The sequence below is a fragment of the Coleofasciculus sp. FACHB-1120 genome (assembly GCF_014698845.1).
In the GTDB taxonomy this organism is placed as follows: Bacteria; Cyanobacteriota; Cyanobacteriia; order Cyanobacteriales; family FACHB-T130; genus FACHB-T130.
Genome location: NZ_JACJTV010000001.1, coordinates 415,038 through 441,554, shown reverse-complemented (window position 1 = coordinate 441,554; position 26,517 = coordinate 415,038). Strand labels below are relative to the sequence as shown.

Annotated in this window: 23 protein-coding genes and 1 tRNA gene; 6 read left to right on the top strand and 18 right to left on the bottom strand. The window is 47.7% G+C overall.

Annotation, left to right across the window (positions count from 1 at the left end; all coding sequences use genetic code 11):
* Nucleotides 1-55: 55 nt before the first annotated feature.
* The 3 genes from H6H02_RS01840 to H6H02_RS01830 all read right to left on the bottom strand — a co-directional run bounded on the left by H6H02_RS01840 (nucleotide 56) and on the right by H6H02_RS01830 (nucleotide 3,823).
* Entirely contained in the window at nucleotides 56-1,873 is a 1,818-nt protein-coding gene (locus H6H02_RS01840; protein ID WP_190814035.1) for a DCC1-like thiol-disulfide oxidoreductase family protein, read from the bottom strand.
* Between the two features lie 275 nt (nucleotides 1,874-2,148).
* The gene (tgt, locus tag H6H02_RS01835; RefSeq protein WP_190814033.1) at nucleotides 2,149-3,252 is read right to left on the bottom strand and encodes a tRNA guanosine(34) transglycosylase Tgt; all 1,104 of its coding nucleotides are present in this window, start codon (nucleotides 3,250-3,252) and stop codon (nucleotides 2,149-2,151) included.
* Nucleotides 3,253-3,373: 121 nt separating this feature from the next.
* Entirely contained in the window at nucleotides 3,374-3,823 is a 450-nt protein-coding gene (locus tag H6H02_RS01830; protein WP_190814031.1) for a hypothetical protein, read from the bottom strand.
* A 324-nt stretch (nucleotides 3,824-4,147) separates the two neighbouring features.
* Here H6H02_RS01830 and cobS point away from each other — a divergent pair, with 324 nt between their 5' ends.
* Nucleotides 4,148-4,948, top strand: a complete 801-nt coding sequence (cobS, locus tag H6H02_RS01825; RefSeq protein WP_347342556.1) for an adenosylcobinamide-GDP ribazoletransferase — start codon at nucleotides 4,148-4,150, stop codon at nucleotides 4,946-4,948.
* 252 nt (nucleotides 4,949-5,200) lie between these two features.
* Here the strand turns inward: cobS and H6H02_RS01820 are convergent.
* Both H6H02_RS01820 and H6H02_RS01815 read right to left on the bottom strand, forming a co-directional pair.
* Nucleotides 5,201-5,272, bottom strand: a tRNA-Gly gene (locus H6H02_RS01820).
* A gap of 117 nt (nucleotides 5,273-5,389) precedes the next feature.
* Entirely contained in the window at nucleotides 5,390-7,048 is a 1,659-nt protein-coding gene (locus tag H6H02_RS01815; RefSeq protein WP_190814029.1) for a DUF1565 domain-containing protein, read from the bottom strand.
* Nucleotides 7,049-7,454: 406 nt separating this feature from the next.
* On the opposite strand from H6H02_RS01815, the gene H6H02_RS01810 reads away from it, so the two are divergent.
* On the top strand, nucleotides 7,455-8,009 hold the full coding sequence (locus H6H02_RS01810) for an alpha/beta hydrolase (RefSeq protein WP_190814027.1): 555 nt from the start codon (nucleotides 7,455-7,457) through the stop codon (nucleotides 8,007-8,009).
* A gap of 61 nt (nucleotides 8,010-8,070) precedes the next feature.
* Here H6H02_RS01810 and H6H02_RS01805 read toward each other — a convergent pair whose 3' ends face one another.
* From H6H02_RS01805 to rimP, 6 genes are all read right to left on the bottom strand, one after another.
* Nucleotides 8,071-8,277, bottom strand: coding sequence for a hypothetical protein (locus tag H6H02_RS01805; protein ID WP_190814025.1), 207 nt, complete (start codon nucleotides 8,275-8,277; stop codon nucleotides 8,071-8,073).
* 313 nt (nucleotides 8,278-8,590) lie between these two features.
* Complete coding sequence (locus H6H02_RS01800) at nucleotides 8,591-9,256, bottom strand: low-complexity tail membrane protein (RefSeq protein WP_190814243.1); 666 nt, start codon at nucleotides 9,254-9,256, stop codon at nucleotides 8,591-8,593.
* Nucleotides 9,257-9,372: 116 nt separating this feature from the next.
* Nucleotides 9,373-12,456, bottom strand: a complete 3,084-nt coding sequence (gene infB, locus H6H02_RS01795) for a translation initiation factor IF-2 (protein ID WP_190814023.1) — start codon at nucleotides 12,454-12,456, stop codon at nucleotides 9,373-9,375.
* Between the two features lie 274 nt (nucleotides 12,457-12,730).
* Entirely contained in the window at nucleotides 12,731-13,075 is a 345-nt protein-coding gene (locus tag H6H02_RS01790) for a YlxR family protein (RefSeq protein WP_190814021.1), read from the bottom strand.
* A gap of 50 nt (nucleotides 13,076-13,125) precedes the next feature.
* Nucleotides 13,126-14,457: a transcription termination factor NusA gene (gene nusA / locus H6H02_RS01785; protein WP_190814019.1), complete on the bottom strand. Its 1,332-nt coding sequence runs from the start codon at nucleotides 14,455-14,457 to the stop codon at nucleotides 13,126-13,128.
* Nucleotides 14,458-14,576: 119 nt separating this feature from the next.
* Nucleotides 14,577-15,038 carry a ribosome maturation factor RimP gene (gene rimP, locus H6H02_RS01780; protein WP_190814017.1) on the bottom strand — a complete coding sequence of 154 codons (462 nt, stop codon included), beginning with the start codon at nucleotides 15,036-15,038 and terminating at the stop codon, nucleotides 14,577-14,579.
* Here rimP and H6H02_RS01775 point away from each other — a divergent pair.
* Entirely contained in the window at nucleotides 15,038-15,295 is a 258-nt protein-coding gene (locus tag H6H02_RS01775) for a hypothetical protein (protein ID WP_190814015.1), read from the top strand. The genes rimP and H6H02_RS01775 overlap by 1 nt on opposite strands.
* A 22-nt stretch (nucleotides 15,296-15,317) precedes the next feature.
* Here the strand turns inward: H6H02_RS01775 and H6H02_RS27460 are convergent, their stop codons facing one another.
* The 3 genes from H6H02_RS27460 to H6H02_RS01765 all read right to left on the bottom strand — a co-directional run bounded on the left by H6H02_RS27460 (nucleotide 15,318) and on the right by H6H02_RS01765 (nucleotide 17,524).
* Nucleotides 15,318-15,440 (bottom strand): hypothetical protein, encoded by a 123-nt coding sequence (locus H6H02_RS27460; protein ID WP_277922493.1) that lies wholly within the window; start codon nucleotides 15,438-15,440, stop codon nucleotides 15,318-15,320.
* A 343-nt stretch (nucleotides 15,441-15,783) separates the two neighbouring features.
* Nucleotides 15,784-17,199, bottom strand: a complete 1,416-nt coding sequence (locus tag H6H02_RS01770; protein ID WP_190814013.1) for a hypothetical protein — start codon at nucleotides 17,197-17,199, stop codon at nucleotides 15,784-15,786.
* Nucleotides 17,200-17,326: 127 nt separating this feature from the next.
* Nucleotides 17,327-17,524: a hypothetical protein gene (locus tag H6H02_RS01765; RefSeq protein WP_190814011.1), complete on the bottom strand. Its 198-nt coding sequence runs from the start codon at nucleotides 17,522-17,524 to the stop codon at nucleotides 17,327-17,329.
* A gap of 69 nt (nucleotides 17,525-17,593) precedes the next feature.
* On the opposite strand from H6H02_RS01765, the gene H6H02_RS01760 reads away from it, so the two are divergent.
* On the top strand, nucleotides 17,594-18,355 hold the full coding sequence (locus H6H02_RS01760) for a peptidoglycan-binding protein (protein WP_190814009.1): 762 nt from the start codon (nucleotides 17,594-17,596) through the stop codon (nucleotides 18,353-18,355).
* A gap of 162 nt (nucleotides 18,356-18,517) precedes the next feature.
* On the opposite strand, the gene H6H02_RS01755 is transcribed toward H6H02_RS01760, so the two are convergent.
* Nucleotides 18,518-19,408 carry a hypothetical protein gene (locus tag H6H02_RS01755; protein ID WP_190814007.1) on the bottom strand — a complete coding sequence of 297 codons (891 nt, stop codon included), beginning with the start codon at nucleotides 19,406-19,408 and terminating at the stop codon, nucleotides 18,518-18,520.
* A gap of 176 nt (nucleotides 19,409-19,584) precedes the next feature.
* The gene (locus H6H02_RS01750; RefSeq protein ID WP_190814006.1) at nucleotides 19,585-20,976 is read right to left on the bottom strand and encodes a malic enzyme-like NAD(P)-binding protein; all 1,392 of its coding nucleotides are present in this window, start codon (nucleotides 20,974-20,976) and stop codon (nucleotides 19,585-19,587) included.
* 152 nt (nucleotides 20,977-21,128) lie between these two features.
* On the opposite strand from H6H02_RS01750, the gene H6H02_RS01745 reads away from it, so the two are divergent.
* Nucleotides 21,129-21,563, top strand: coding sequence for an SRPBCC domain-containing protein (locus H6H02_RS01745; RefSeq protein WP_190814005.1), 435 nt, complete (start codon nucleotides 21,129-21,131; stop codon nucleotides 21,561-21,563).
* A gap of 384 nt (nucleotides 21,564-21,947) precedes the next feature.
* Here the strand turns inward: H6H02_RS01745 and H6H02_RS01740 are convergent, their stop codons facing one another.
* A complete protein-coding gene (locus H6H02_RS01740; protein WP_190814004.1) occupies nucleotides 21,948-22,694 on the bottom strand; it encodes a DUF6816 family protein in 747 nt (248 codons plus the stop codon).
* 86 nt (nucleotides 22,695-22,780) lie between these two features.
* Nucleotides 22,781-23,188, bottom strand: a complete 408-nt coding sequence (locus tag H6H02_RS01735; RefSeq protein ID WP_190814003.1) for a ChuX/HutX family heme-like substrate-binding protein — start codon at nucleotides 23,186-23,188, stop codon at nucleotides 22,781-22,783.
* Between the two features lie 985 nt (nucleotides 23,189-24,173).
* Here H6H02_RS01735 and H6H02_RS01730 point away from each other — a divergent pair.
* On the top strand, nucleotides 24,174-26,492 hold the full coding sequence (locus H6H02_RS01730; protein WP_190814001.1) for a filamentous hemagglutinin N-terminal domain-containing protein: 2,319 nt from the start codon (nucleotides 24,174-24,176) through the stop codon (nucleotides 26,490-26,492).
* Nucleotides 26,493-26,517: the final 25 nt, after the last annotated feature.

Below are 26,517 nucleotides of genomic sequence, written 5' to 3'. Positions count from 1 at the left end.
CTTAACCTTTACTGCCTCTTTTTGGCTATCTCTGCCAGAAAACCCTATCGAAAACCTACAATTTCAACTCGTACAGTAACTCTCGCTTGAGAGGATTCTCTCTTTGCCTTTCGGGAATCGTCGATAGCGTATCTTTATAAAATCGTACAGAAACTGCTCGTTGAAGGTTCGGGTCTTGCTGCACCAACAGTAGCCAGATAGCTTGGAGACGGCTGCGGAGTTTCTCAGGATTTTTTTCGACTTTGAGCGTGTGACGCATTAACCCCATATATCGACCTGTAGAGAATTTTTGTTTGACTGCGTCTTCATTCAAAGAAATTGTCTCTCCTGTGGACGAAAGGGCAACGACACGAGTAACTCTTGCTTTTACCCCTATATTGTTCGCAAAGGTTGGATAGCAAGCAAAAGGCCAAGACGTAGTTGCTTCCTGGGTTCCAAAGAGGCTATTGACCAAGGCTAAGAAAACACCAATCGTTGTGACTGTCCGCAAAGAAGACTGTGGATTTTCCGGGTAATTTTCAGCCTCCAGCAGTGGCACCTCCGCGATACTACATGTTCGCCTATCTGCGACATATCGATAGATACGCTTGCCAAGTTTTGGGATAGGCCACACGTACAGGAATGGCAGCACCGGCCATAAGATCGGAATGTAGCTAGCGATCGCTCTGTAAGCCGAGAAACCAATCCAAGTCTTCTTTTGGCTAACTGCGTGCATATCAGCCAAAATAGCCGTAGAATCCAGCCAAAGTAGCCCATGCTCTGCTAGTGCCTCTCGATTGAGTGCATTGACATAAGTGACCCGACCGAAGATATCAAACATCCTCAATGAGGCGATTGTTTGACGACAAAGCTTACAGTTTCCGTCATAGACAACATACATCTTTTGTCGGTATAACCAGCGTCCAAGCCGATGAAAGATAATATACCAATCGAAGAAAGTAACGTAAGCAATTTCAAGAGTCCAGAAAGATATCCGCATAAATATGTCAATTCCCTGATGGAACATTAGTCCTGCTATAGCAGCCCAAATCCGCCATCTTGGAAAAAATATTAGAATAATAAAAGAAATTTCAAAAACGATTGCTAAAAGAGCCGACGGTTGATACAAAAATGCATATTGATCGATCCTAAAAAATGGTATCCAATTAAGTGACTGCCACTTTGCATATAAATGATATTTAAAGCTTTCAGTCCAATCAATTCCACCCGTCCAAAATTTCCAAAAGCCTGGAAAGAAGTAGATAATGCCTAATAAGAGCCATACAAACCGTAAGGGTAAAGCATAGATGCTGGAAGAGCTTGGGGGTTCAACAATACCACGCGCAGCGCGTTTCCAAGCAGCAAAAATAGCATCCCATGAAAAATAATCTCCACACCGACTAGCTGCTAAAATTGCTGAAAACCATAAAAGGTGATGATTGTGATCTACCTTTCCAAAAAATTGGGGAATGCCAAGCGCATAGAACCCAATGACCGCAGTCAGCAAGGCGGAGGTACGAGAAAAAAGACCGATCATTGCTGTAAAAGCAAACCCACGAAACAAAGTTCCAGAGATGGTTGCTAATGTTTCATTAATCGGTAAATAATTTAATAGCCACTCAAGCCCTCTCGGCGGGACAATCAGTTCCGCCGGAAACTGGCTAAACATGACTGTTTCCGACATATCAAAACTAAATATAGTCCCAAAAATTACAATCCGAAATACTGCTAAGTTGATCGGATTTGTTGTTGCGGTGAAAAACTCCTTAATGATGTGTTGCGTCTGGCGTTTCCTGCGGATTACCAGAATAATCAAGATAGTTGCAATACAAATTAAGGCGATTCGAGATAAGAGGATTCTGCTTTCGAGACTAATCCCGTTAGAAAGGGACATTTTATCTAACTCATTAGTTATTAACGATCATCACTACGAAGCAAGGCAGCTAATGGATATAATCATGGTTTCCGTTAGAATTCTGTTCGTGGCAAACACTTTTGCAACTTTTTTTTTTAGCTGACCAAAAAATCGTATTTGTTTAAACTAAAAATATAGATACATTGCTACACAAAAATCTGAAAAACGCGATCGCGCTTTAACCCAAAAAGAGGCGGACTAAAGCTAGATAAATTTTGTCTTTTGGATTTGTCTTTCGCAGAGTCGAAAAGCCCTCAAACGTCTAGCCAATGCCCAAATTCTGCGACAAAGCGATCGCCTAAAATTGCCTCTCGGATTCGTTGGGTAAAGCGAATCAATTCAGTAACGTTGTGAATTGAGAGTAAGGTGTAACCGAGGATTTCCCGCGTTCGCACTAAATGACACAAGTAAGCGCGACTGAAGTTCTGGCAGGTGTAGCAAGGACAACTCGCATCCAGGGAAGTGAAATCTTCTCTGTACTGGGCGTTTTTCAGATTCCAGCGTTCTCCCTGTACCATCACAGTCCCGTGACGCGCCCAGCGGGTGGGAATCACACAGTCAAATAAATCGATACCGGCAGCGATCGCTTGTGCCATTTCTCGATAAGTGCCCACACCCATAAGGTAACGAGGCTTTTCGGCGGGTAACACTGGCGCAGTCGCCCGCACAATCTGGTGAATCAGTTCCGGCGGTTCTCCCACACTAACGCCACCAATCGCGTAGCCTGGCAAATCTAACCCTGCTAATGACTCAGCAGCCGCAACTCGTAAATCCAGGTAAACGCCACCTTGAACAATCCCAAATAAAGCTTGTTTGTCCAGACTTTGGTGAGCATCTATACATCGTTCCAGCCACCGATAAGTCCGCTCTGTTGCCGCCACGACTTCTGAGCGCTCCGCTGGGTAGGGCGGACACTCATCAAATGCCATGATGACATCTGCTCCCAGTTCCTTCTGAATTTGGATTGACCGCTCCGGCGTTAGATGAATCATCCGCCCATCACGGGGAGAGCGAAATGTTACCCCGTCTTCACTAATTTTCCGCAACTCGCTCAAGCTAAAAACCTGGAAGCCTCCAGAATCTGTCAGCATCGGTTTCTTCCAGCCCATAAAGCGGTGCAGCCCACCCGCACCTGCCACAATTGCTTCTCCTGGTTGCAAGTGCAGGTGAAAAGTATTCGCCAGAACCATTTGGGCACCTGTTGCCTCCAGCTGATCGATTGTCAGAGATTTGACAGTCGCCAGCGTCCCTACCGGCATAAACTTAGGTGTTTCTACTACACCGTGCGGTGTCAAAAAAGTCCCGGCTCGTGCCTGCGTATGGCGACAACGCGCCTGACATTGAAACGAAAATCCCACTGATCTTTAGCTGCGAGTCCTACTAACAATAGTCTTTAGTCTTTAGCCTTTAGTTTTTAGATGATTAGCCGATTTTCATTGACTAATGACTCATGACTAACGACTTCCTAACAAAGATTACTTAGAATAAGCAATCGTCGTCGTCAAGTTGGACATCCCACTTAGCAGACAGAACTTGTGTCACCATTGCTTCTAAAGCGGCGGCGTTAATGATCGGCGTGCTTTGCTCTTGGAATGGGCTAGAAAGCGGTATCAAACGTAACTGACGATGATCTTGAATCAAGTCAAAATAAGATTCCTGTTCGCTCGACTGGTGCAGTTGCAGATAATCAAAACTATGGACGTTAAGATAGATTGCCTGGTTAGCAATCATCGTAGACCGCTGTGGCTCAGCAAATACGTCCAGTACGCATCCTTCGCCCTCGCTCTGAACTTTGCCATCGAGGGTGTGGATGTAACGAACGCGACCTAGATCGGTCAGCAATCGCCGCATATCTTGTTTATTAAGAATTATGCCGCTGTCAATAATACATGGAGCCGGTAAGTGGGGCGGAGATTGGTCATAAGTCATGGGAACAGCCTCTGGTTCAAACAAGCCCGATCTTGCCTGGTCGCTGCGTAGATGCAACAGAATAATGCAATATACACTACTTAGAGAAGTAGGTAGCTTTCATAACCTAATGGTATACGCGCTTTGGGCAAGAATCCGAATCCTTACGGCATACGCATTCAACGGTTATGGCGAATGCGAACACTCAGCAAAGTGCGAGGAGCCTAACGGCATACGCCTATGGCAATCGGAACTGCTACGAGACAATCTTAGCCCAACATTTCTCCCCTGTTCATACGCTAATCTGCTGAATTTGTTATCGAAAAGTCATTAAGTTTGTTTGTGGTGCAAATTTTCTCATTTTGGAAAGGATTTCTGGGTGCGATCGCGTTTTACACCTGTATCCCGATTCCGTCTGGATGGGCATTAGAATTTCGAGGGATTGCGCGTTGGGCACCTTCGGTGGGTTTATTTATTGGGGGGTTGCTCGCGCTTCTAGATACTTGTTTTCAACTGCTGGGTGTCCCAGTGCTAACTCGCTCTGCAATGGTCGTTGTTGCTTGGATTGCCCTCACCGGGGGTCTGCATCTGGATGGGGCTATGGATACAGCAGATGGACTGGCAGTGCAGGATTTTTCTTCGGACAAGTTACGCGAACGGCAGCGGCGTCTAAAGGTGATGGCAGATAGCGTCACGGGTGCCTTTGGAGCGATGGCAGCGATCGCGCTGCTGCTATTAAAAACATCTGCCCTGAGTGACTTAGAATCCGATCGGTGGCTGGCGCTAATGATATCGGCAGGATGGGGGCGCTGGGGGCAAGTGGTGGCGATCGCTTACTATCCTTACCTCAAAGCGGAGGGTAAAGGTGCCTTCCATAAAGAATCCATTCGGATGCCTCAAGACATCCTGCTGGGATTGTTGTTGCTATTTGCTCTGATGGGATTACAGATCGTCCTATCGCCGACTCGGTGGCTGGCAGCGGTGGGGACAGCCGCCGCAGGATGCGCGTTCGCGTTTTTAACAGGAGCCTGGTTTCACCGCCAGCTAGGCGGTCATACCGGCGATACCTACGGGGCAGTTGTAGAGTGGACAGAAGCTTTGTTATTGTGCGCGATCGCTAGCCTCTACTCTCACTTTTCTCCCTAAGTCTCTGTAGGAAGTTACCAACCCTCACATAGAAATTCCACTTTCAGCCAACGGCGTCAGAAAACTTGAATCCCAATTGAGGTTTTTTCGATATTCCAAGTAGCCTTGTAAAAATGCCTGCCACTGCCGCAACTGCCCAAGCCACTGCACATCCTTTCGGCAAATTGGATGATTTCGCTTTAACGACATCCAAAATTGTCAAAGCGACATTCATCTATCAACGATGACATTTAATGACTCACTGTCTAGAAGAGCGGGTAATCGGACTCGAACCGACGACATTCACCTTGGGAAGGTGACGTTCTACCACTGAACTATACCCGCATTTTGAGGTTAACTATCAGTAGTCTACTGATGGTTAACGTTTATTATACGACTGATCGAGCGCCAGCATCCAGTAGTTGGAAAACTGGCGCGATCCATCTTAACGTTGAGTCACGATTATGGAGCCTGGACTAGATAGGGTGAAGAAATCGCCTCAGCACGACCGGCATTCACCAGCGCCTGGTAAACAAAAGCGGCGACTTCAGCGCGGGTGGCGTCACGACTAGGATTGAGCTGAGTCAGCGTCGGATAATTCACTACCAGCTGTTTCTGAGTTGCGCCAGCGATCGCTGTGCTGGCCCAGCTAGGAATCTGGGTGGCATCGTTGTAAACAGACAGCACATTTGTATCCTCAGAGCGCAACTTCAAGCCACTCGCTAAAGAAACTAAAACCTGCACTCTGGGAATGCGCTGTTCAGCTCTAAAGACTTGACCCGGATAACCAGACAAGAAGCCTCCCCGATAAGCGCTTTGAATCGCTTGATAAGCCCAATAATTAGTTTTGACATCGACGAAATTAATTCCAGGCTGTATCTGTGCTGGTGAAAAAGCTTTGTTAATAATCGCGGCAAACTGAGCGCGGGTGACAGGTTCGTTGGGGCGGAAAGTCCCATCAGGGAAACCGGCAATTACATCTTTAGCAACTAAAGCTTCGATATAGGCTTGCGCCCAGTTCCCTTGAACATCGGCAAAACCACCGCTAGGTATCGACGTCGCCACAAAATCCACGCGCCCGGAAATTTTCTTAGAATCAATATCGTTGCCGACCGCGATGATAGTATTCGTGCGGGTTAGGTTAGCAACATCGAATCGAACATTATTGCGAATCCGATTTTGCCCAGGATTCTCTTGAGTCCCTAAATTGGGCTGGGCATCTCCGCTTGCTACGACTCCATACCGCGTGTTTGCCTCAATAATGTTGTTACGCAGGACTGGGGCAGCGGAGTTGGAGGCGACGATTCCATCAACGTTTTGGACAATGCGGTTGTCTGCGAGCAAAGGCGATGCCGTCTCAGTTAGGACAATCCCATTCCCCGTCTCTTGAAACAGATTGTTGCGGACTTCTCCTTGCGCTGTCTTAGCGACTGAAATGCCATTCCCCTTATTTCTGGTAAAGATATTGCTTTCAATTTTGGGGGTAGCTGTCCCGGTGACGAAAACTCCTTCCCGGTCGTTGCTCGAAAAGGTGTTGTTGCTGACTGTTGCATTGGTAGATTCAATCCACAGTCCAGTTCCCCGACGATTCGGGTTAGTGATGGTCAATCCTCTGACTTCACTGTCTTTCTCTGCTCGTATTGCAATGTTCTGACCGGAAAAGGTAGGACTAACATAGCCGCCGCCGCCAATAATCGCTACAGTCTGCCCTTTGCTTTGCTCATCGCCGCGCAAAATGACGCCTTGTTTGACAAGGAGGGGGAAAACTTCACCCGTATCAGCCGTGTAGGAACCTGGAGCTAATTGTACGACTGTGCCAGAGCGGGCTTGCTGGAGGGCGTAGGTGATAGTGCGATAGGGTGTGTTTTCACTGGTGCCAGCACTGGCAGTATCATTGCCCGTGGATTGGTTGACGTAGACAACGTTCGCGCTGGCAGGAAGTTGAGCTATCTGCGTTGATGGCGGGGTAAGAGCAGCCGCAGGAAGTGCCATGACCCCACCAGACGAAAGTAATAAAGCGCTTAGCAGGGACGCCCGGACGGGTACGACACCAGCGAAACGTTTGGCAAAACGGATGCTAGAAGAATGGGAGGAACGATCGGGAAAACCCTGAGGTGTCATACGTTTGATGCTTTTGATGTGCATTATTAACTGTACGATTTAGTAACTTAGAGACTCACCAATTGGGATATTTTTTTACGCTGGAAGGTATACATACTTGGTGTATGCAGTCGCATCGCTAATATTAATATTCACAATTATCTTTGATGACAAGTTGCGAATATTATCAGTTCCCAAGGCGGCAACTTGCCGATCCTCAAAAAAAATTCAGGCAATGTACACCCTGAAATGCTTATAGGGTTTGGGTTTTATAAATTCAAGCGCGTTGGCTTAGGCTAATCCAGGCAAGAGGAATGCTTCAAAAGCAGTTGTTACTTGAGCAGGAGGATGCAACCCATCGGCATTCAGTATCGTCAAAGTAGAGTAAGCACAGTTGTGCTATCTCAAAGCTGTTTTCAGGTTCCTTATGCGCTCTCTACTACTGCGATCGCTACCTTTCGTGTTCTCTTTAGCCGCCGCTACGGGTGTTTTGTTTAGCCCCTCTCGTGCGGATGCTGCCAATACAGTCGTGCTGAAGTACCGCTTTCTAAGGGAATCGGTATCTGTTCCCGAACTCACAACTTTTGCTGAAACGGGTGAACTTTCGCCAGCGCTACGTGCTTATTTGGCTATGGCAGGAAGAAAACCTGAGGATTTGCGAAAAACCCTAACGCAAGAAGTTAAGGTGAATGCCCTCATTTTAGATCGGGTACTCAATAACCAGATTGGGGAAATAGTCTTGAATCAAGTCAGTGACGTGGTTCATACTCCCGGAAATGGCGCAAACATTCAGTCTTTACGAGGAGCTGTGATGAGTTCAGCGCTTCCAGACAATCAGATTACCTTGATTGAAATTTTAGAAAATTACCCAACCTCAGAAGTTCATGTAGAGGGCGATCGCCTTGCTGAGGTTTTTGGCAAACTCAAGCGATTGGGACAGGGCTTGCCCAATCTAGGTGATTTAATCAGACTTGGTCGGTAGCGATGGGTCATTAGTCATTCGTTCAGTAGTCACGAACGAATGACTGATGCCTAATAAATGACTAATAAGCAAGGGTTTCTAAAGTTTCGCGCAGATACCGGCGAACCCGATAATCAAGATTAAACTCCTGAAGGCGGTTGTTATCCAACGGGTGTTCTATTTCCCAGCGCTGAAACCCAGAACTGGATGCGATCGCTTGTTTGAGGCTTTCCCAGATTTTGGTATTGCCGGAGAATTGGCTGGTTGATGAAGCAGGAAACCTGACCATATGCACCTTAAATAAGGGAACAAGGAGTTTTCAGCTATCAGCTTTCAGCAATTCTATTTTAGATTTTGATTTTAGATTGTGGATTTACAACCCTCTCTAAAATCTAATCTCTAAATCTAATCTTTAAAATTGACTGCCCGCTGATGACTATTTAACAAATTTCTATGTCTATTCTTAGGATAACGCAGTTAGGTTGGGGGGATTTGTACCATCAGTAACATCTCGCTAGTCAACCTGCCAAAACTTTTTGGGTTCCGCCAGTTGCTAAAAGCTTTTATCGCTAGACACCAATGTGCTGAAAAACCAGGAACGATTAGTCGGAGGACGCTGGCGCTTCTATTCCTGCATTGATTGGTTCTTGTAGGCTAGGCGATATAGCAGATGTCTCTGAAATTTCCGGCGGTAAGATTTGATTCACCTGTACTCCCGGAATCGTAAATTGTTGGGGAATTTGTTCTGCTGAACAGGGTTGTGTAGCAAAAAATGCGGCTTCGTTAGTCAGGAGGACTCGCGCCACGCTCAGCGGTATCTGCAAGAACAAATTGCTTGCCAGAAATGCCAGCGCCGCTACGAGCAGTCCAGCGAATCGCCACTCTGGAGGAAGCGGTGTAACGGCCGCCGCTAGCGGTGCTGCCTGATAGATTAGCCATAACATCCACAGCATGAAACCCGCTGCCAGAACGGCTACCAATTGGTTCGCGGGTGACTTGAACTGTGACAACAGGCGTCGCTGGTTCAGCGTCAGTTCACTTGGCTTCATTGCCACTGCCAGAATGCTGAAGATGTTAAAAGGACGGCTCAACTGCATCCACAGCACGGGTGCAATGCCTACAGTCGCAACCAAAAATAGTTCTAACCATACCGGCAACACGGGATCGCCAACTGCCAGACCCAACCAGCATAGTTCCAGCCAAATCGGAACGGTTGCTAGACCGGCAAGATGAATCCACAAGAACGGTTCCGACCAAAAAGAGCGCATAGTAAAAGTCAAAAGGCAAAATGCAAAAAGCAAAATAAAAGGCAAAAGCCAGAAGAAAGGCAAAGGAGAAGATTATTCCCTTTTTTCTTTCTTTTGACTTTTGCCTTTTGATTGCCTTAATGTGGCGAGAGAGTCCGGCGCTTGCTTACCATTTGGTAGGCTTCAATAATGTCGCCTTCTACCCAAGCATTGAAACGATCGACGCCAATGCCGCATTCGTATCCAGCGTTGACTTCCTTGGTATCTTCTTTCATCCGCTTGAGGGAATCTAAGACGCCATCATGAACGACCTGACTGTTGCGGCGCACCCGCACTCGGCAATTGCGAACCACTTTACCCGAAAGCACATAGCAACCGGCGACGGAGCCACGACCGACTGGGAAGACAGCCCGAACTTCCACTTGTCCCAGGGGTTCTTCTACCTGCTCTGGTTCTAGCAGACCTTCCATTGCACCTTGAATATCATCCAGCAGTTTGTAGATGATGTTGTATTCGCGCACATCGACTCCTGCTTGATCCGCTGCTTGTCGGGCACCGCTAGCAAGGGTGGTATTAAATCCAACGATTACAGCACCACTGGCGGCGGCTAAGTCAACGTCTGTCTCGGTAACTTCGCCAGGAGCCGCTAACAGCACCCGAACTTGTACTTCATTTTGGGGCAGCTGTCCGAGGGCACCTAGAAGAGCTTCTACGGAACCTTGAACGTCTGCCTTCAGAAGCAAGTTAAGTTCTTTGAGGTCGCCTTCTTGAGCTTGAGCTGAGAGGGTATTCAAAGTGACTCGGCGGGATGCCATTACCTGTTGCAGGCGTGACTGGCGTTGCTCATCGGCTCTGGCACTTGCGATCGCGCGACCTTCTTTTTCGTTCGGATAGACCTCGAACTCATCGCCAGCCGCTGGGACATCGCTCAAACCCAGAACTTCCACCGCGAACGATGGAGCTGCCGCCGTTACTCTATCTCCCCGGTCATCGATCATCGCCCGAACTTTGCCCAATACTGAGCCAACTACCAGGACATCACCGACTCGCAAGGTTCCATTTTGCACCAGCAAGGTAGCAACTGGGCCTCTTGACTTATCTAGATTGGCTTCAATCACCGTACCCTTCGCGGCGCGGTCTGGGTTCGCAGAGAGTTCTAAAACTTCCGCCTGGATCAAAATCATTTCCAGCAGGGTATCCAAGTTTTCCCCTTGGATGGCGCTCACGGGAACCATGATGGTATCGCCGCCCCATTCTTCGGGTTGCAGACCGTATTGGGTCAACTCCTGCTTCACTCGGTCTTGCTGAGCATCCGGTTTATCAACTTTGTTGATCGCCACAACAATTGGCACGTCAGCGGCTTTCGCGTGGCTGATTGCTTCAATGGTCTGGGGTTGGACACCATCATCAGCGGCAACTACCAGAACGGCAATGTCCGTGACTCGCGTTCCCCTCGCCCGCATTGCGGTGAAGGCCTCGTGACCCGGCGTGTCTAGGAACACAACTTGCTGGGTTTTTCCTTCATAGTCCACATCCACATGGTATGCGCCGATGTGTTGAGTAATTCCCCCAGCTTCTCCCTGCGCTACCTTAGTTTTGCGGATGGAATCTAGCAGAGTTGTTTTCCCGTGGTCTACGTGACCCATAATTGTCACCACTGGCGGACGGCGTTGCAGGTGAGCGAGATCTTCCTCTGTCACCATCTCCGTTACTTTTGTCGCCGCGGCTTGTTCTTCTTGCGTCTCCACTTCCACGCCCAGTTCTTTCGCCACCATTGTGATGGTTGGGATATCTAGGGTTTGGGTGATATTAATCGCAAAGCCTTTAAAGAACAGAGTTTTGATAATCTCTGTTTCCTGTACGGCTAGGGCAGTCGCAAGCTCTTGAACGGTCATGCTGCCCGTTAACACTAGGTTTTCGGGACGTTCTGCCTTGGCAGCCGGTTCGCGACGGCGATCGCGATCGTTGCTTTGTGCCTCGCCGCGATGCATTTGAGGCTTCCGCTTCTCTCTTTCCGCTGCTACCACGACTGGGCTGGGTGGGCGAGTCTTTTGCTGCTTGGGAGGACGAGCCACGGATAGACTCACCTGCAATGCTGCTGGCAATTCCTCTAAATCCGTTTCAAAGTCTTCGTCATCCTCAATGAGGGGTTGCACCCGACGCTTGGCCTTAGCACCTGCCTTGCCTGCTTTATCTGGGTTTTCTTCTTCCTCATCCTCCCACTCAGGCTTGCGCTTGTTGGGACCGACGAGACGGGGAGGATTCGGTTTTCTTGCCTCTTCTCCGAGCGCATCGGGCGTTCCCAATCCTTCGTCATTATCGTCCCGTAGTAGCTTCGAGCGACTGGAACCCGGTTCTAGTTGCGTGTCACCAGGAGCGCCTGGGCGTCTGCCAACGGGCATAGAAGGCCGCACCGGCCTTTGCGGCGGCGAGTGCAGTTCTGGAACTCTTGGTGGGGCAGGAGGAGCCGGTCGCTCCGATCTGTCTGATCTGACAGGGGCGGGAGGAGCCGATGCGTTATTTCTTTCAGGTGCCCCGATCGCCGGTCCTACTTTTTGTGGTGCCGCAACTGGCGGCGAGCTAGTGGCGGTTTCTACCTTGGCTCTTTTTAATACAGGTCGCTCCACATTACTGGGTCCAGGACGATCCCCAGCTTGTCTCATGGGAGGTTCAACCAGCTGCGGAGCTGGTTCAAAAGCTTTCGGAGCTGGGATAGGAGGAGCCTCTACCGGGTCTACTTGTAGTTTTTCTGCTTCTACTCTTTCTACGGCTTCTACTACAGGAGTAGTATCCCGATGGCTATGACGCACTGGTTTATTCAGGCTTGTCGGCTTCATGGGTGATGGCGTCTGCTGTCTTACTGGTGGTTGGGGAGGAATCGCAACCTGTTCTCCCGTCTGTTGTGGTGCGTTAGAACCAGACCCAGATTTATGCTGACGAATCTCCAGAATTTGTGGCTTGTTTTCTAGCCGGGGTCGCACCGATTGAGCGGCTGGCGGTGATGCTTTGCGCTGATCCAGTGGAGCCCGCGCACGTGAAGCGGGTCGGGCTGCTGCCTGTTTTTCTGCCGCCGAGCGAATGCTCTCCGCCTCTGATTCAGTGATTGTGCTGCTGTGGCTTTTTACTGCAATATTCAGCCGCTCACAAATTCCTAGAATATCCTTATTCTCCAAATCCAATTCCCGCGATAACTCGTAAATTCTTACTTTGCCGTTGTTCATCCAGTCTTTCCCCTCGAATCCTACCAGTTTTTACACCATAACCATCTGCTTGAACGACAACTTGTTGATCATTTGCTTACTGCCTAATGGATGTGAAGCTTTAACTTGCTGCCTATACTTCTACTAATGATATCCAAGCTACTTATGGAAGTCTGTTTATCACCAAGTGAACTAACTATCCACTAAGGATAGCGAAACACTTCTATTCTAATTTTGCACAAATCTTTACAATTTGGGGCACGTCGCTTTTTTTGGGCTTCTTTCCTAGAATATCTCATTCGGGCGGCTGTTTCAGGTCTGATGCCGATGGTAGGGAACGTCCTTGAGGGCTGGATTCGCTTTTTAGCAAAGAGCGATCGCAGCCTTCAAGTTTAGTCGCTAAGCGCTGCCACAGGGTTTGGTACAGTGCTTCTGGAACAGGTACTTTGAGCGCTCTGCCCAGCCGATTTTTTTTTTGAGCTGCCACCAGACAACTTTCTTGGGGACAAAGATAGGCAGATCGCCCCATCCCCCGATCTAATTGTAACTGCTGGGACGGATAGACTCTGACAATTCGCCAAAACGCCGATTTTGGCGCAACTTTGCGGCAACTCACACAACGGCGGTAGTTTGGTTCCATCTCAAGCAACTGGGAGTTTAGATTTTGGAAGTGAAAATTTAATCTAAAATCTAAACTTCCGTGGTTTCTACCTCATCTACCTCTACATCATCAAAATCGTCACTGTTCTGCTGCCAGCTAGGAACGGCTGCGGATCTTTCCAGTTCTTCCGGCTCATCATCGTATTCTTCCTCATATTCAGCTTCCTCTTGGGCTTGCCGAGCGGCTGCGATCGCTGCCATATTCCGAGATTCCGCTTCGTAATCGTACTTGGCAATATCTTTAATATCTATTTTCCAACCAGTCAGGCGGGCTGCTAGCCGGACATTCTGACCTTCTTTACCGATTGCCAAACTCAATTGATCCTCCGCCACCAAAACATGAGCCTGACGAGCATCTGGGTTAATCAGACGCACCTCATCCACTCGTGCGGGTGAAAGAGCATTGGAAATATAAGTAGATGGGTCAGGCGACCAACGAATTACATCAATTTTTTCGCCGCGTAATTCATTCACCACCACTTGAATCCGCGATCCCCTGGCACCAATACAGGCTCCCACGGGATCTACATCGCGCTCCAGGGTATCGACCGCGATTTTCGTTCGCGGGCCAACGTGACGAGACGGGGGATTTGCTTCCCGCGCTACTGCAACAATCCGCACCACCTCATCCTCAATCTCTGGGACTTCGTTGGCAAATAGATAAACAACCAAACCTGCGGCAGCTCTAGACACTAGCAATTGTGGTCCCCGCGCTGGACCTTCGCGTACTTTTTTGAGAAATACCTTGAAGGTTGCATTGGCACGATAATTATCGTTGGGTAGCTGTTCGCGTTTTGGTAAGTCGGCTTCTACTTCTGGCTGACTAAACCCACTAGTGACAGCTAGAATCACGGATTGTCGCTCAAATCTCAGTACTCGCGCCTGCAAAACGGTTCCTTCTAGTTCTTGGAACTCTTCTGCGACGAGTTTGCGCTGCTGATCTCGCAGTTTTTGCGATAGCACTTGCTTGGTCTGAATTGCTGCCATGCGACCGAACTCAGTTTGATCGGGGGTCACATCTAAAACCACCGTGTCGCCAACAGCTGCCTCAGGAGCGACTTTCTGCACTTCTTCTAGACTGATTTCATGGTCGCCACTATTCACCTTTTCTACGATGGTTTTGGTCGCCAAGACGCGAAAGCCTTCTTCGCCTTCTTGTTCTAGATCGAGTTCGACTTCAAAGTTTTGAAAATAATCTTCATCAAAATGATGTTTATCGAGGTTTTGGGTGCGGCGATATCGCTCGTATCCTTTCAATAAAGCTTCTCGTAGGGCTGCTTGAACGGAACTTTTGGGTAAATTGCGCTCTACACTAATTTTATCGATTAGCTCTTTAAGTCCACGTAGACTAACCATTGACATATAAAAAACCTCGCTAATTGCTATTGGTAATTGGTAACTGGTAATTGGTAATCGGTCAGTGGTCAAGAGGAAACTTGCTTGCTAACCACTGACGACTGACTACTAAGCTGACAGCTCAATTACCGTTTCTCATCCAGATGCACTCGGCTCACCATTTGGCGGGGAATGGCGATCGCGCGACCCTTTTGGTTGAGGTAAACACCCTCTTCATCCCGACGAATCAGTTGCCCCGTCCACTCTTGCTGACCTTCGTAGGGTTCGGATGTGGTGACAATGACGGGAAATCCCTTGAAGGAGATGAATTCCCGATCTGTCGTCAACTGGCGCGAAATACCGGGACTAGAAATTTCTAGGACATAGGCATCAGGAACGAAATCCGCCGCATCCAAAGCAGCCTCCAATGCCCGACTCATTCGTTCGCAGTCATCCAGCCCTGTGTCAGTTTCGCTATTCCGGATGTCCACGCGCAGTACGGGGGGTCGTTGGTTGGTGTGAAAAACCGCCCCGACTACTTCCAAGCCCAAGGCTTCTGCCACCGGCGTTGCTAAATCAATAACTTGTGGGATCAAGGGATGAGTCATTGGAAAACTCCAATAAAAAAAGTGGGTGCCGCCCCACTTCCTGCGAACACTATATTCCAAGAAGTTTCTGGACGAATCCTCATGGATTCGCCTTCCTAACTTTGAGTTTAACTCAAGCGGTATGCCAGTGGCGAGTCGTCAACAGAGCGCTGAGGGAAGAAGGCAGGCAAGAGATAGGCACCGAGCATTGGTACCTGAAGGTCGAGGAAAATCGGACTGAGGTATTGTTCGCGTGGGCGCTTGTAATCGCGGGCTAGAAGACTCAGTAAAGAAGAATTTTTATTCTGGGTGGCGGCGCGATCGCGATGAGAAGCTATCTGGAAAAAGTGCTAGTAACTGAGATTGGTAGAGGATGTCTGAGAAGTTCGTTATGACACTCTCCATCTGTAGAGGGGTTCTCATTTTGGCGACAATTTCTCAGAATTGGCGACAGTTTAGTTTACCTAAAAAATATGCCTTCCGAGATGCCAATACTACTTTTCAAACATCTTCTGAAAACATTTTCTGAGCTTCGCTAACAGTCCCACCCCTATTTTATAGTAGTCCCATTTTACTTGTATTTTTTTTAGAAACCCCGTTGGCATTCGCCTCGTGTTAGCGATCGCGCTTAGGAAGAGTAAGAAGAGAGAGCCAAGATTTCATGAATGAATTAGGATCGCTGTAGCACAAGCCTGGACTAACGTCACATCCCTATTTAGGATTAAACTTAGGGATTGACATCAGCAATTGACCGATAAATTAAAATTTAGCGCTTGACAATTTGACGGATGGCTCTTGTTTCTTCTAACACTTGCTCCAAATCTTGCTCAGACAAGCGCTGGACGTAGTTGAGTTTAATTTCTTCCAACATATCGAAAAGTAAAGATTGAATTTTCTGAACAGTCTGCTGCCTTTGCACTTCCGATCCTAATGCTTCAGTGAAGTGTTCCATCAGATGTTTAGAAAGTTCTGCGCCAACCGGATCGTCTTCCAGAGAGGCAGTGAGGGTGTTGTAGGCTGCGAGTGAGATTTCTTTCACCAGTTTTTCGGTCATCTGCGTGGGGATTGTACCCACTCCAGGTACTTGCTGGAATCCGCGATAGAGGGGGGATTGACTGAGAATTTTTTCAAAATTGTGCTGTAAAATTGCTTCTAAATCTGGCTGAATTTTTGGTAGAACTTGATTGACGGTTACTTTCATTAATAGAGTAGCGATCGCTTCCACTTCATTAACATTGTTGATGTCAACATAGGGACGAGCCTCCCGTCCTGATAACCACCGAGTCAATTCTCCACCGCGAATCGACCCTTGTATCTGGTTGATTACCCGGATCACAATGACTTCTGCCAATTCTTCCGCAAAGTTTGCCGCAAAGCCTCGGTTAATTTGCATTCGTATTGGTTCCAAATTTAATAATTTGGCTTGGTGTAAGCGCATGACCACTGGAATGACGCGCAGCCACCGCCATAAAGGTAGCAGCAAGAAAATATCATACCAGCGCCACATCATTGCTTCGAGCCAAGTGAGACTATGGTGACGTCGGTGGATATAGTAGGTACGAAGTAGAAACTCAATACCGAAGGGAATAATAAACCAGAAATCAATTTTCCAGAAGTAGTCAACGAAATCACCTGTTTCTCCAACTGGGCGAAAATAATTTCTTGCCATCAAAGGCTGAATTTCTTGGTTATAAAAGGTAATTTCTTTGTCTACGCCAGCTTGGGATAAATAAGGCAGACTCCAAAAGATGCTAAAAGATTTTTTGGCAGAGTCATTGCCAATGCGCTGACGCATCCGATTTTTCATTTTTTCCAGAGTTCCTGTCTTATTCGCCTCTGCAAACGGATTCGTATCAATCATTTCCACACTTTGTTGGCGCAGTTCTTCCAGCAAAGTTGCCACCTCTGGTGACTGCAATCCTTGTGTCTGTTGCAGCTGTGCTTTGAGTTCTTCTACTGTCTCTAGGTATTGCTGTGTTTCTCGATGGGGTTCAATGCCTTTGATGGGGTCATAGATTCGGGTAAGAGTGCGAAATTCCCGCAGGTAAAAATCGCGCAGGGGAACGTAAGTTAAATCGAACAGCACTAAGCCCAAGTTAGCCACTGCCAAAAGTGCCATCACACGCTCAAACCACAAGTTACGTCGGGATTGGGGAGTCTTTGCCAATTTTTGAGGTGACATGGAAAGAAAGATGAGGTAGTTGGTAATCGGGAATCGGTAATGGAAAAACAGGGAATGGCAAAAAGGTAATAGGGAAAAAGCTGCTACCTACTACCTAGCATCCATCACAATCTTCAATTACCACTTATCAGCTTGACAGACCCTCTGAAGCTTCAGTCATATTTGATACCACTAATTGTTCACCAATTGCTGATGTTGCCTTCAAAACAGAAGGATTCGATTGGATATCAGCATGGTCAAAGGTCGAAGCCGGTAGCGCACACGATGCGATCGCGATTGGTGGTTGTTGCGATCGCTTGCGAAAAATAAACGGTAGAATGCCCAATTCAGCTTAAACTGTAACTGTTCAAATCGCTATCGCGCTTAATCAGTGAGTGAGTGAGGAGATTGAGCTATGTGGAATAGGTTTGGAATGCCTTTAGCTGCGGTGATAACCATAACCGCCAGCTTAGTCAGTTATCAAGTAGCTATAGCCGAACGCAGCCGCGATTACACGCCAAGGGAATTTCGTTCCTTGTTGCGCGGCTTTGGGTATAACGTCACGATTGGAGATACTTTGACGGATGACGCCACGACAAGGGCTATCCGCGAGTTTCAGCAGGGATATAAGCTAACACCTGTTGATGCTACAGCGGGCCCGAAGACACAAGATTTTGCCGCAAATATCGTTAGAATTCTTCAGGCAAACTTGAATCTTGTCGTTAAGCCAAATCCGCTCCTTCCCCGTAATCAGTTTTATGGCCCGCGCACTGAAGATGCTATCAGGCAGTTTCAGAGACAATTTAATTTGCCGGTAACTGGCATTGCTACGTTACCAGTTCGTCAGAGACTCGACCAAGAAGCAAGAAGAATCCTCGGATTTGAACAGCAATCGCCAGCGCCAGCGTCAACACCAACACCAGAATCAGCGCCAGAACCAACACTAGCGCCATCGCCAACGCCGAGTCCCGCGCCAACGCCCCGCGCCACCCCAACGCCGAGTCCCGCGCCAAGGTCAGCTCCGAGTCCTAGCCCATCGCCAAGACCGGCTCCGAGTCCTAGCCCATCGCCAAGACCGGCTCCGAGTCCTAGCCCATCGCCAAGACCGACTCCGAGTCCATCACCAGCTCCGAGTCCATCTCCGGCTCCCAGTCCAAGTCCATCGCCTTCAAGCTGATAAATCTTTAAGGTGCTGTGGGTCTAAATCGCAGAGCGATCGCTCTGGGTTAGCAATGGATAATTGGTCAGTAGTGAGTAGTCATTATTTAAAGGACTAATAACTACTCACTACTAACGATTATCAGACTTAACTCCTGGGAAAATTCAATCTCAGGGCAGCTTAAGACTTAGCATTCTCTGGGATGGGTCTGCCCTTAGGAGCTGGGGGTAAAACTGGGGGACGTTCGTAGGGCATGGGAATGTACTGCACGCTAGGACGTCCGCCTTGGGGCTGCGGATAGAAATCCATCAGGTTATAGATTGACATTGGCAGCCCTACCGTTATCGGCATACCCAGCTCTGTGGCTTCTTCGACCGTAATCGGATAGTCATGGGTGACGCGCCCTGTAGTGATCGCGTCCACAATCCGTTCAATGTTTTCGGGAGCAATTTTCGGTTGGGGAATATTGTCTTTCAAGAGGGTTCGGACAAACCGCTGCACCTGATCCATTGCTTTGCGCGAGAGGTCTGCCATGATGATCGTGTTGTCGTCGATTTCGCTAATCGGCTTCTGTTCGAGGACTTTGAGGACACTCGCCGCTGCCATATTTCCCAACTGGGGATCGACTGGGCCTAAGACGGCGTTGGCATCCATGACGATTTCATCAGATGCTAAAGCTAACATGGTGCCGCCGCTCATGGCGTAGTGGGGTACAAACACGGTGACTTTAGAAGGGTGGCGAATCAATGCTCTGGCAATCTGCTCGGTTGCCAGCACCAAACCACCTGGGGTATGCAAGATTAGATCGATGGGAACTTCGGGAGGTGTGAGGCGAATTGCCCGTAGCACCTGTTCTGAATCTTCAATGCTAATGTAGCGCGAGATGGGAATTCCTAAGAAACTAATCGATTCTTGCCGGTGAATTAGCAAAATCACTCGACTATTGCGCGATCGCTCGAAATTCCGCAAAGCTTGCACTCGCTGAAAAGCCAAGCGGCGTTGTTGGAAGGCGGGCAAAATCGAGCTGACAGCCAGAAATACCCAGAAGAGGTCAAAGAAACTAAAGCTCATTATTCCCTAGCAAGAACGCAGTATTTCCCCCCATTCTTCCAATATCTAGAAAATTGAAACTCTATCTGTAGAGCAAACTATTTCAAAAATGAAAATGGGGACTCGACGTTGGTCGCTTCCCCACTTCCCGACTCCAGACGCGATAGATTGTGCCTGGAACCAGATGCTTTTCTCGCTTAGTGGCGGGCGATGCCCTCTTGACGGGCGGCGGCTTGCACGGCACCGGCGACGGCATTGACAACGCGCGGGTCGAACACGGAGGGAATGATGTTTTCCCGGTCGAGGTCGGAGGGTTTGACTAAAGAAGCGATCGCGTAAGCGGCTTCTAGATACATCGTGGTCGTAATAGTCTCTGCACGACAATCGAGCGCCCCACGAAAAACGCCGGGGAAGGCGAGGACGTTGTTAATTTGATTCGGGTAGTCGCTGCGTCCGGTTGCCATGACCGCGACATCGTCTGTGACTAATTCCGGCTGAATTTCAGGAATGGGATTCGCCATTGCAAAGACAATCGGATCTTTTGCCATCGAACGCACCATTTCCGGCGTTACAACTCCCGGCGCACTGACGCCTAAGAAGACATCAGCTTGCTGCATGGCATCTGCCAAGTTACCGCTGGCTTCAACAGCAAATTCTCGCTTTTCCGGGGTGAGGTCGGCGCGTTGGCTAGAGAGGATGCCTTTGGAATCGCACATCCAGATGGATTGGGCACCCGCTTTCTTGAGCAAACGAGCGATCGCAACCCCAGCAGCACCCGCGCCATTAATCACAATTCGGACATCCGCTAAGGATTTTTTCACTAACTTGAGGGCGTTAATTAATGCCGCAAGGCTAACAATTGCGGTGCCATGTTGATCGTCATGAAACACCGGAATATCGAGTTCCTGCCGCAGTCGCGCTTCAATCTCGAAACAACGGGGGGCGGCAATATCTTCCAAGTTAACGCCGCCAAAGACTGGGGCAATATTTTTTACCGTGCGGATAATTTCCTCCGTGTCTTGGGTCTCCAGGCAAATCGGAAAGGCATCAATCCCGGCAAATTCTTTAAATAACATCGCTTTGCCTTCCATTACCGGCAACGATGCGGCTGCGCCCAAGTTGCCCAATCCCAGTACGGCACTGCCATCGGTAACAATCGCAACCGTGTTTTGTTTAATTGTGAGGGTGTGAACCTGTTCGGGATTATTTGCGATCGCCATACAGATGCGACCGACGCCGGGAGTGTAAGCCATTGCTAAATCGGCTTGACTTTTCAGCGGAATCTTACTCTGCATCATGATTTTGCCGCCGCGGTGCAAGTTAAAGGTGCAGTCGTAGACATCAATCACCTTGACATCTGGCAATCCTTTCACGGCTTGCACGATTTGTTCGGTGTGTTCGGTACTGGCGGCATCAACGGTGATTTCTCGCACCACGATGTTGCGAGTCCGCTCGATTAAACTAATTTGACCTATGTTACCGCCGACACTAGCGATCGCAGTGGTGATGCTTGCTAACATCCCAGTGCGATTGGGAATCTGGAGGCGAATCGTTAAACTGAAGCTAGAGTTGGGTGTTAGGTTGACCATGCTGACTAAGGATTTTAGATTTAAGATGATAGATTTTGGATTGGGAATCTAAAATCCTTGCCTCCAAAATCCAAAATTGTTCGCTCCTAGCCTAAAGGAGCTGCAAGTTTCCAATTGTACCCAGTTACACTACCGGATTAGCTGCCGCAATAATGGCGAGTCTCTATACCGAAATTGAAATTAATGCTCCTAAGCAGGAAGTTTGGCAGGTTCTGTTGAAAAAAGAAAAGTGGTATAAGTGGAACACTTTTTTATTTGACCTCGATCCAACGGTGCCATTTAAACAGGGGGAAGAGGTTTTACTCTCTGTGCGGCGCGTACCAGGCGAGGAGGAAACAGAGTTTCAGCCGTTGATTACTAGAATACAGCCTGGACTTTGCCTCGCTTGGGTTTCCTCGATTCCTGGCTTTAAGAATGAGTATGTCTTCGAGTTGCAGGAGATTGGCATTGGACGAACTAAATACTTCCACCGCAACACGTTCTCAGGGGTGCTGACTCGTGTATTTATGCCCTTCATTCGGGATGATGAGCAGCAAGGCATCAAGCGGATGGCACGGGAGTTGAAGCGGTATGTGGAACGGATGTAAATTCTGGGGACGCCTGCCTTGGCGATTAGATCGCGGCTATATAAACTCAGTTCCCCATCGCGGACTCATGAAATTAAAACCCGCGCATCATCCGGGTTTTGTCTATATAACCGCGACTTCTACTCGTTAGGAAATTCGGTTACAAAAACTGTTACCAGCCCTTTTCTACAAGTTGTTGCCGAATAAGATTGTTTTAAGATAAGACTCCTTCAGAAGCCGTGGAACTTCAACTCCCACGGTTTTTTACTTTATATTAGGTGCGGACTTCTCGAAAGCAAAGAAGTAGGGCTAGATTAAGCGAGAAATTATCTAGCTTGCTTGTGGAGTCGTCTACCCATGTACCCACGCCTGAAATCTCGTAGAGACGCGATTTCTCTGGTCTGGCTATTCAACTGGCAAAAGTTGTAGTTGGTAGCGATAAAGTGCGACGGGTTGATCGACGGCTTTGAAATAGTCTGGATCTTGAGGCGAGAGGTAAATTGCTGTTACTTGATCGGCTTCAATGGATGAACGAATCCGGTGATAAGCAGTTGTAGTTTCTACGATATTGAAATACGGCTGAGGCGTACCGCGAAAAACTTGCTGAGACACTTCTGTGGCAATAAAGCGATCTGGGGCGAGTGTTTCGGTGCCTCGACTCGTGACAATTGAGACTAGCTGGCGATCGCCTCGCAATAAAGTCACCTGACGATTTGGAGAATTGGGATCGACTTTGACCGAGAGGATCGCGCGATCGCCCAAATATGCCTTCCCGATACTCAACCCATTAAACGCCCGATCTGCCACTACCGGCTGATTTTCGCCTTTTGTAGAGACAGTTATCGCGTCTTGATTTTTGAATCGCACTGGGAAACTAACTGGCTGATTCAGCTGGGAGCGATTGCTTTCAAACCCAGGCGTCACAATTTCTGGTGCTAAAGGTGCCACTAAATCCACTAACGTACTAGTGACGTTCCAAGTACCTTCCATCCAGTCAGGATAAACTAAGTCACCCTTCGCGGCGCTGACGGGTGGTTTACTGTCCCAGTCAGGAAACTGCGCCAAACGGTCAGCCAAAACCCCCGCCTGCGCTTCTCCTCCCCATAGCAGCAACCCCAAAATTAGGAAACAACCCCAAAAGACTCGTAGCATCACGGTAAGCGTGGGTTTGTTTGTAGGTTTAGATAGCTCTTAAACACAGAAAGCTCCTCAATTTACCGGGTTTTCAAGCATTTCGGCTACACCGAGTCAACGGGTACTGGTTCCCACACTTCTCCATATTTCTCCTGAAGAGACTGCCATGCTTCTACTTGTCCTGGTTCGTATTCTCCCGGTTTGCCCCACTGGAGAAATGCACTCAAGGCGGGTTCATTTTTCTCATCCAGAAAGCGAATTGCATAGGTAGTAAAGTTGCCCCGTTTTGATTCGCCCGTCTCAAATTTTACCTGCTTGATAGCATCCATATTCAGATGAAACTCGAATATATCGGTGTGCATATTAGCGTACTTACCTTTAGGCAATTCTGCATAAAACAGCTTGGTAAGTGGACCGCGTACTTCCAAAACAGCAGCGCTGCTAGTAACAATTAGGCGGAGTGTTCCTAAATTTTCACAGGCTTCCAAAAATTCTTTCAGATTAGCGCTCATGGTAAATTCAAATGTTGAGGAAACTAAATTTTGGTTGACATGAAGGTTGAACTAGGATAGCTGATTATCTAAGTAATCGTGAGCTTCCCAGTAAAAAAATTATTCTAGATAAATTTTCCCTACTGTTAAAGTATATAGAATCATCTATACATAAAATTAGCTATCTCTTGAAACTCCGAACAAAGCCAACAAGTAACTAGAATCCAGCAGTTTTTTTGTTTTACTTCTTCCCTTGTAACGGCATAAATGGGTCTGGCACCCATATTACACAGAAGGGCGATGTTTTCAAAGGATGACCTTCGGTTCGCTTCGACATCGCTGGCGGTAATCTTTCAGCCGATCAGGTATAGCAATCCTATTTGAGTTGTGAGATGGCAGCGCTTCAGATCCCCGACTTTAGAGAAGCCGGGATCTAGACTTCACGTTCACAGAGACTCAGCCAGCCAGGTTACTTGGCGATACAGTCGTTAGTACAGGGCAATTGTCAGCGCCAGCGGCTACTCTAACCGTAGCAACAGTGCCTTGGGGCTGATGACAAGCTTCTACGAGCAATTGTGTAATCTCGGCTCGCTGGCGATAGCTCTTATATCCGGGACGCACTTAGGCATTTTCAATCGTAATACGCCTGTATAAGAGCTACTCCTTAGCCCATTTTATAACAGAGGTTAAATCTACATTTATACATAAGTTAACCATCAAATTATTGACTAGAAAAAATGTTTTATAAAGCTATATAGCCTTTAATTAACACGGCTTGAAGATTTATGCCCAAATTCTCGTTTTTGCAATCATTGATAACAAATCACTTTTTTAAATAGGTCGTTAAGGCAGAAGAAGCCGATACAATGTTGTCTGAAAACTCTTTTTATAACCTCTTTTGCTAGTACAATCAATTTTTTTCTGTAATCATAAGTTGAGATTTTTCCTGGGGAAAGTTGTACATCGCGTATACTGTAGACAAACGCTACCTTTGAGTTTAAAAACTGTGAGCCAGCCTGGTCGGTTACTCTGGGTTATGGGTACGATTTTCCTTTTATGGTTAAATAATTCTAGTCGCACCTTAGCACAAATTATTCCGGATGCTACGCTACCAAATAATACCATTGCTATCCCAGAAGGCAACGCCATCCGCATTGAGGGCGGCACGCAAATAGGCGGCAATCTATTTCATAGCTTTACAGAATTTTCCATTCCCATAAACACTGAAGCTTTCTTTAAGAATACGCTGGACACTCAAAATATCTTCAGTCGCGTTACAGGTGGCAATCTTTCTTATATTGATGGATTGATTCGAGCTAACGGTACAGCTAATTTATTTCTACTCAATCCCAAGGGCATTATTTTTGGTCAAAATGCCGCCCTCAATATAGGTGGTTCCTTCCTCGCCTCGACTGCTAACAGCATTCAATTTAGCAATGAAACTGAGTTCAGCGCGACCAATCCCAGCGCTCCCCCATTGCTAACGATGAATATTCCAATAGGCTTACAATTTAACGATTCAAATGCAGGAATCATTCGCATTCAAGGATCGGGACACAATTTCAGGTTCGGACAGACAGGCGGACTAGAACCGAATACGAAAACCGATGGTCTAGCGGTGAAACCTGGTAAAACTTTAGCTTTAGTCGGGAGAGAAATCGCCTTAGATGGCGGTAATTTAAGGGCAGAGTCTGGAGCAATTGAACTTTGGTCGGTTACTCGTGGCTCATTGGCAATGCAAGTCAGCAGCGAACAAATCAGCTTCAACAATGAACAACAACTTGCAGAATTAGGAAATATTAATTTATCGGGTGCGGCTTCAGTGGATAGCAGCGGCGCACAGGGAGGTTCGTTTCAGATACAAAGCCGAAATCTGAAACTAGAACAAGGTTCGCTCATCGTATCCCTCACCGAAGGATCTCAACCGGGGAGAAGCGCCAGCATCAATGCTTTGGATACGGTGGAACTGATTGGTAGAACAGCGGATGGTAGAATCGGTAGCGGCTTTTTTGTTCAGACGAATGGTGAGGGAAAAGGCGGCGATTTAACAATTACAACCAATCGGTTGCTGCTGCGAGATGGAGCATCTATTGGTATGGGAACTAATAGTTCTGGGAATTCTGGTGCTTTACGAGTGCAAGCGAGGGATATGCAACTGGGGGGTCTTTCCGCGAATGGAGGGCGTCTGACGGGGATTTTTTCTAATCCTACTGGTGCCTCAACTGGAGTTGGCGGTGATGTCATTATTGATGCTAAACAACTATCCCTTGAAAATGGAGCGGTTATTTCTGTGTCTACCTTTGGCGCAGGTCAAAGTGGCAATATAATAGTTCGAGCCAATCAAGTACAAATACGAGGAACTTCTGCAACCGGGGGAATTGGTAGTGGTTTTTATGCCCGGACTAGCTTAAGCAATCTTGAAAGTTCTCCACCGCCTCTGACAGGAAATGCTGGCAATGTAACCGTAATTGCTGACAGATTAAGCTTTCGGGATCGGGCAACAATTAATGTTGCTAATTTTGGGAAAGGAAATGCTGGTAACATTAATATTCGCGCTGCCACAGTTGAGCTAGATAATAACTCAAGTATTAGAGCAACTCAGCGGCAGGCTGAACAGGGAAATATTACGATTGAATCCCAAGATTTGCGATTGCGACGCAACAGCCTAATTACTACTGATGCCAGTAACATCATCCTGTTTGATACGGGTCAGACGATCGTCAATAATGATATCAGTACCAATGGTGGCAACATCATTATTAAGACAAAAACGTTGGTCGCTTTAGAAAATAGCGATATTACTGCAAATGCTCAACAAAGCTTTGGGGGTCAAGTAAGAATTGATGCTAGCGGCATTTTTGGAACAACATTTCGTAGCCAAACTACTTCAGAAAGTGACATTACTGCTACTTCTAGTCTTGGAATGCAGTTTAGCGGCAGTGTCCAAATCAATACTGCCGATGTTAGCCCTTCTACTGGGTTGGTCGCATTGCCAGAAAATTTAACTGACATTAGCGATCAAATTGCCCAAGGTTGTTCGGCTTCCAGGGGTAATAGTTTTGTTGTCACCGGACGCGGCGGTTTGCCCGCAGACCCCAATGAAACTTTATTAGGAAGTACCGTTTGGCGGGATTTACGTCCCCGCGGGGGTAATGCCTCTGTACCCGCACCCATTCCCAAGATTGCCTCTGCACGTACTCCAATGGTCGAAGCAACTGGATGGGTAAAAAACTCTGATGGTGAGGTAGAGTTAGTCGCAAAATCTATCAATGGTATGGCTCAAAGTTCTTGGGATAAAATTGCTAGTTGCAGCGTTTATAAATAAAATAGCAATCTTCAATCATTTAGGA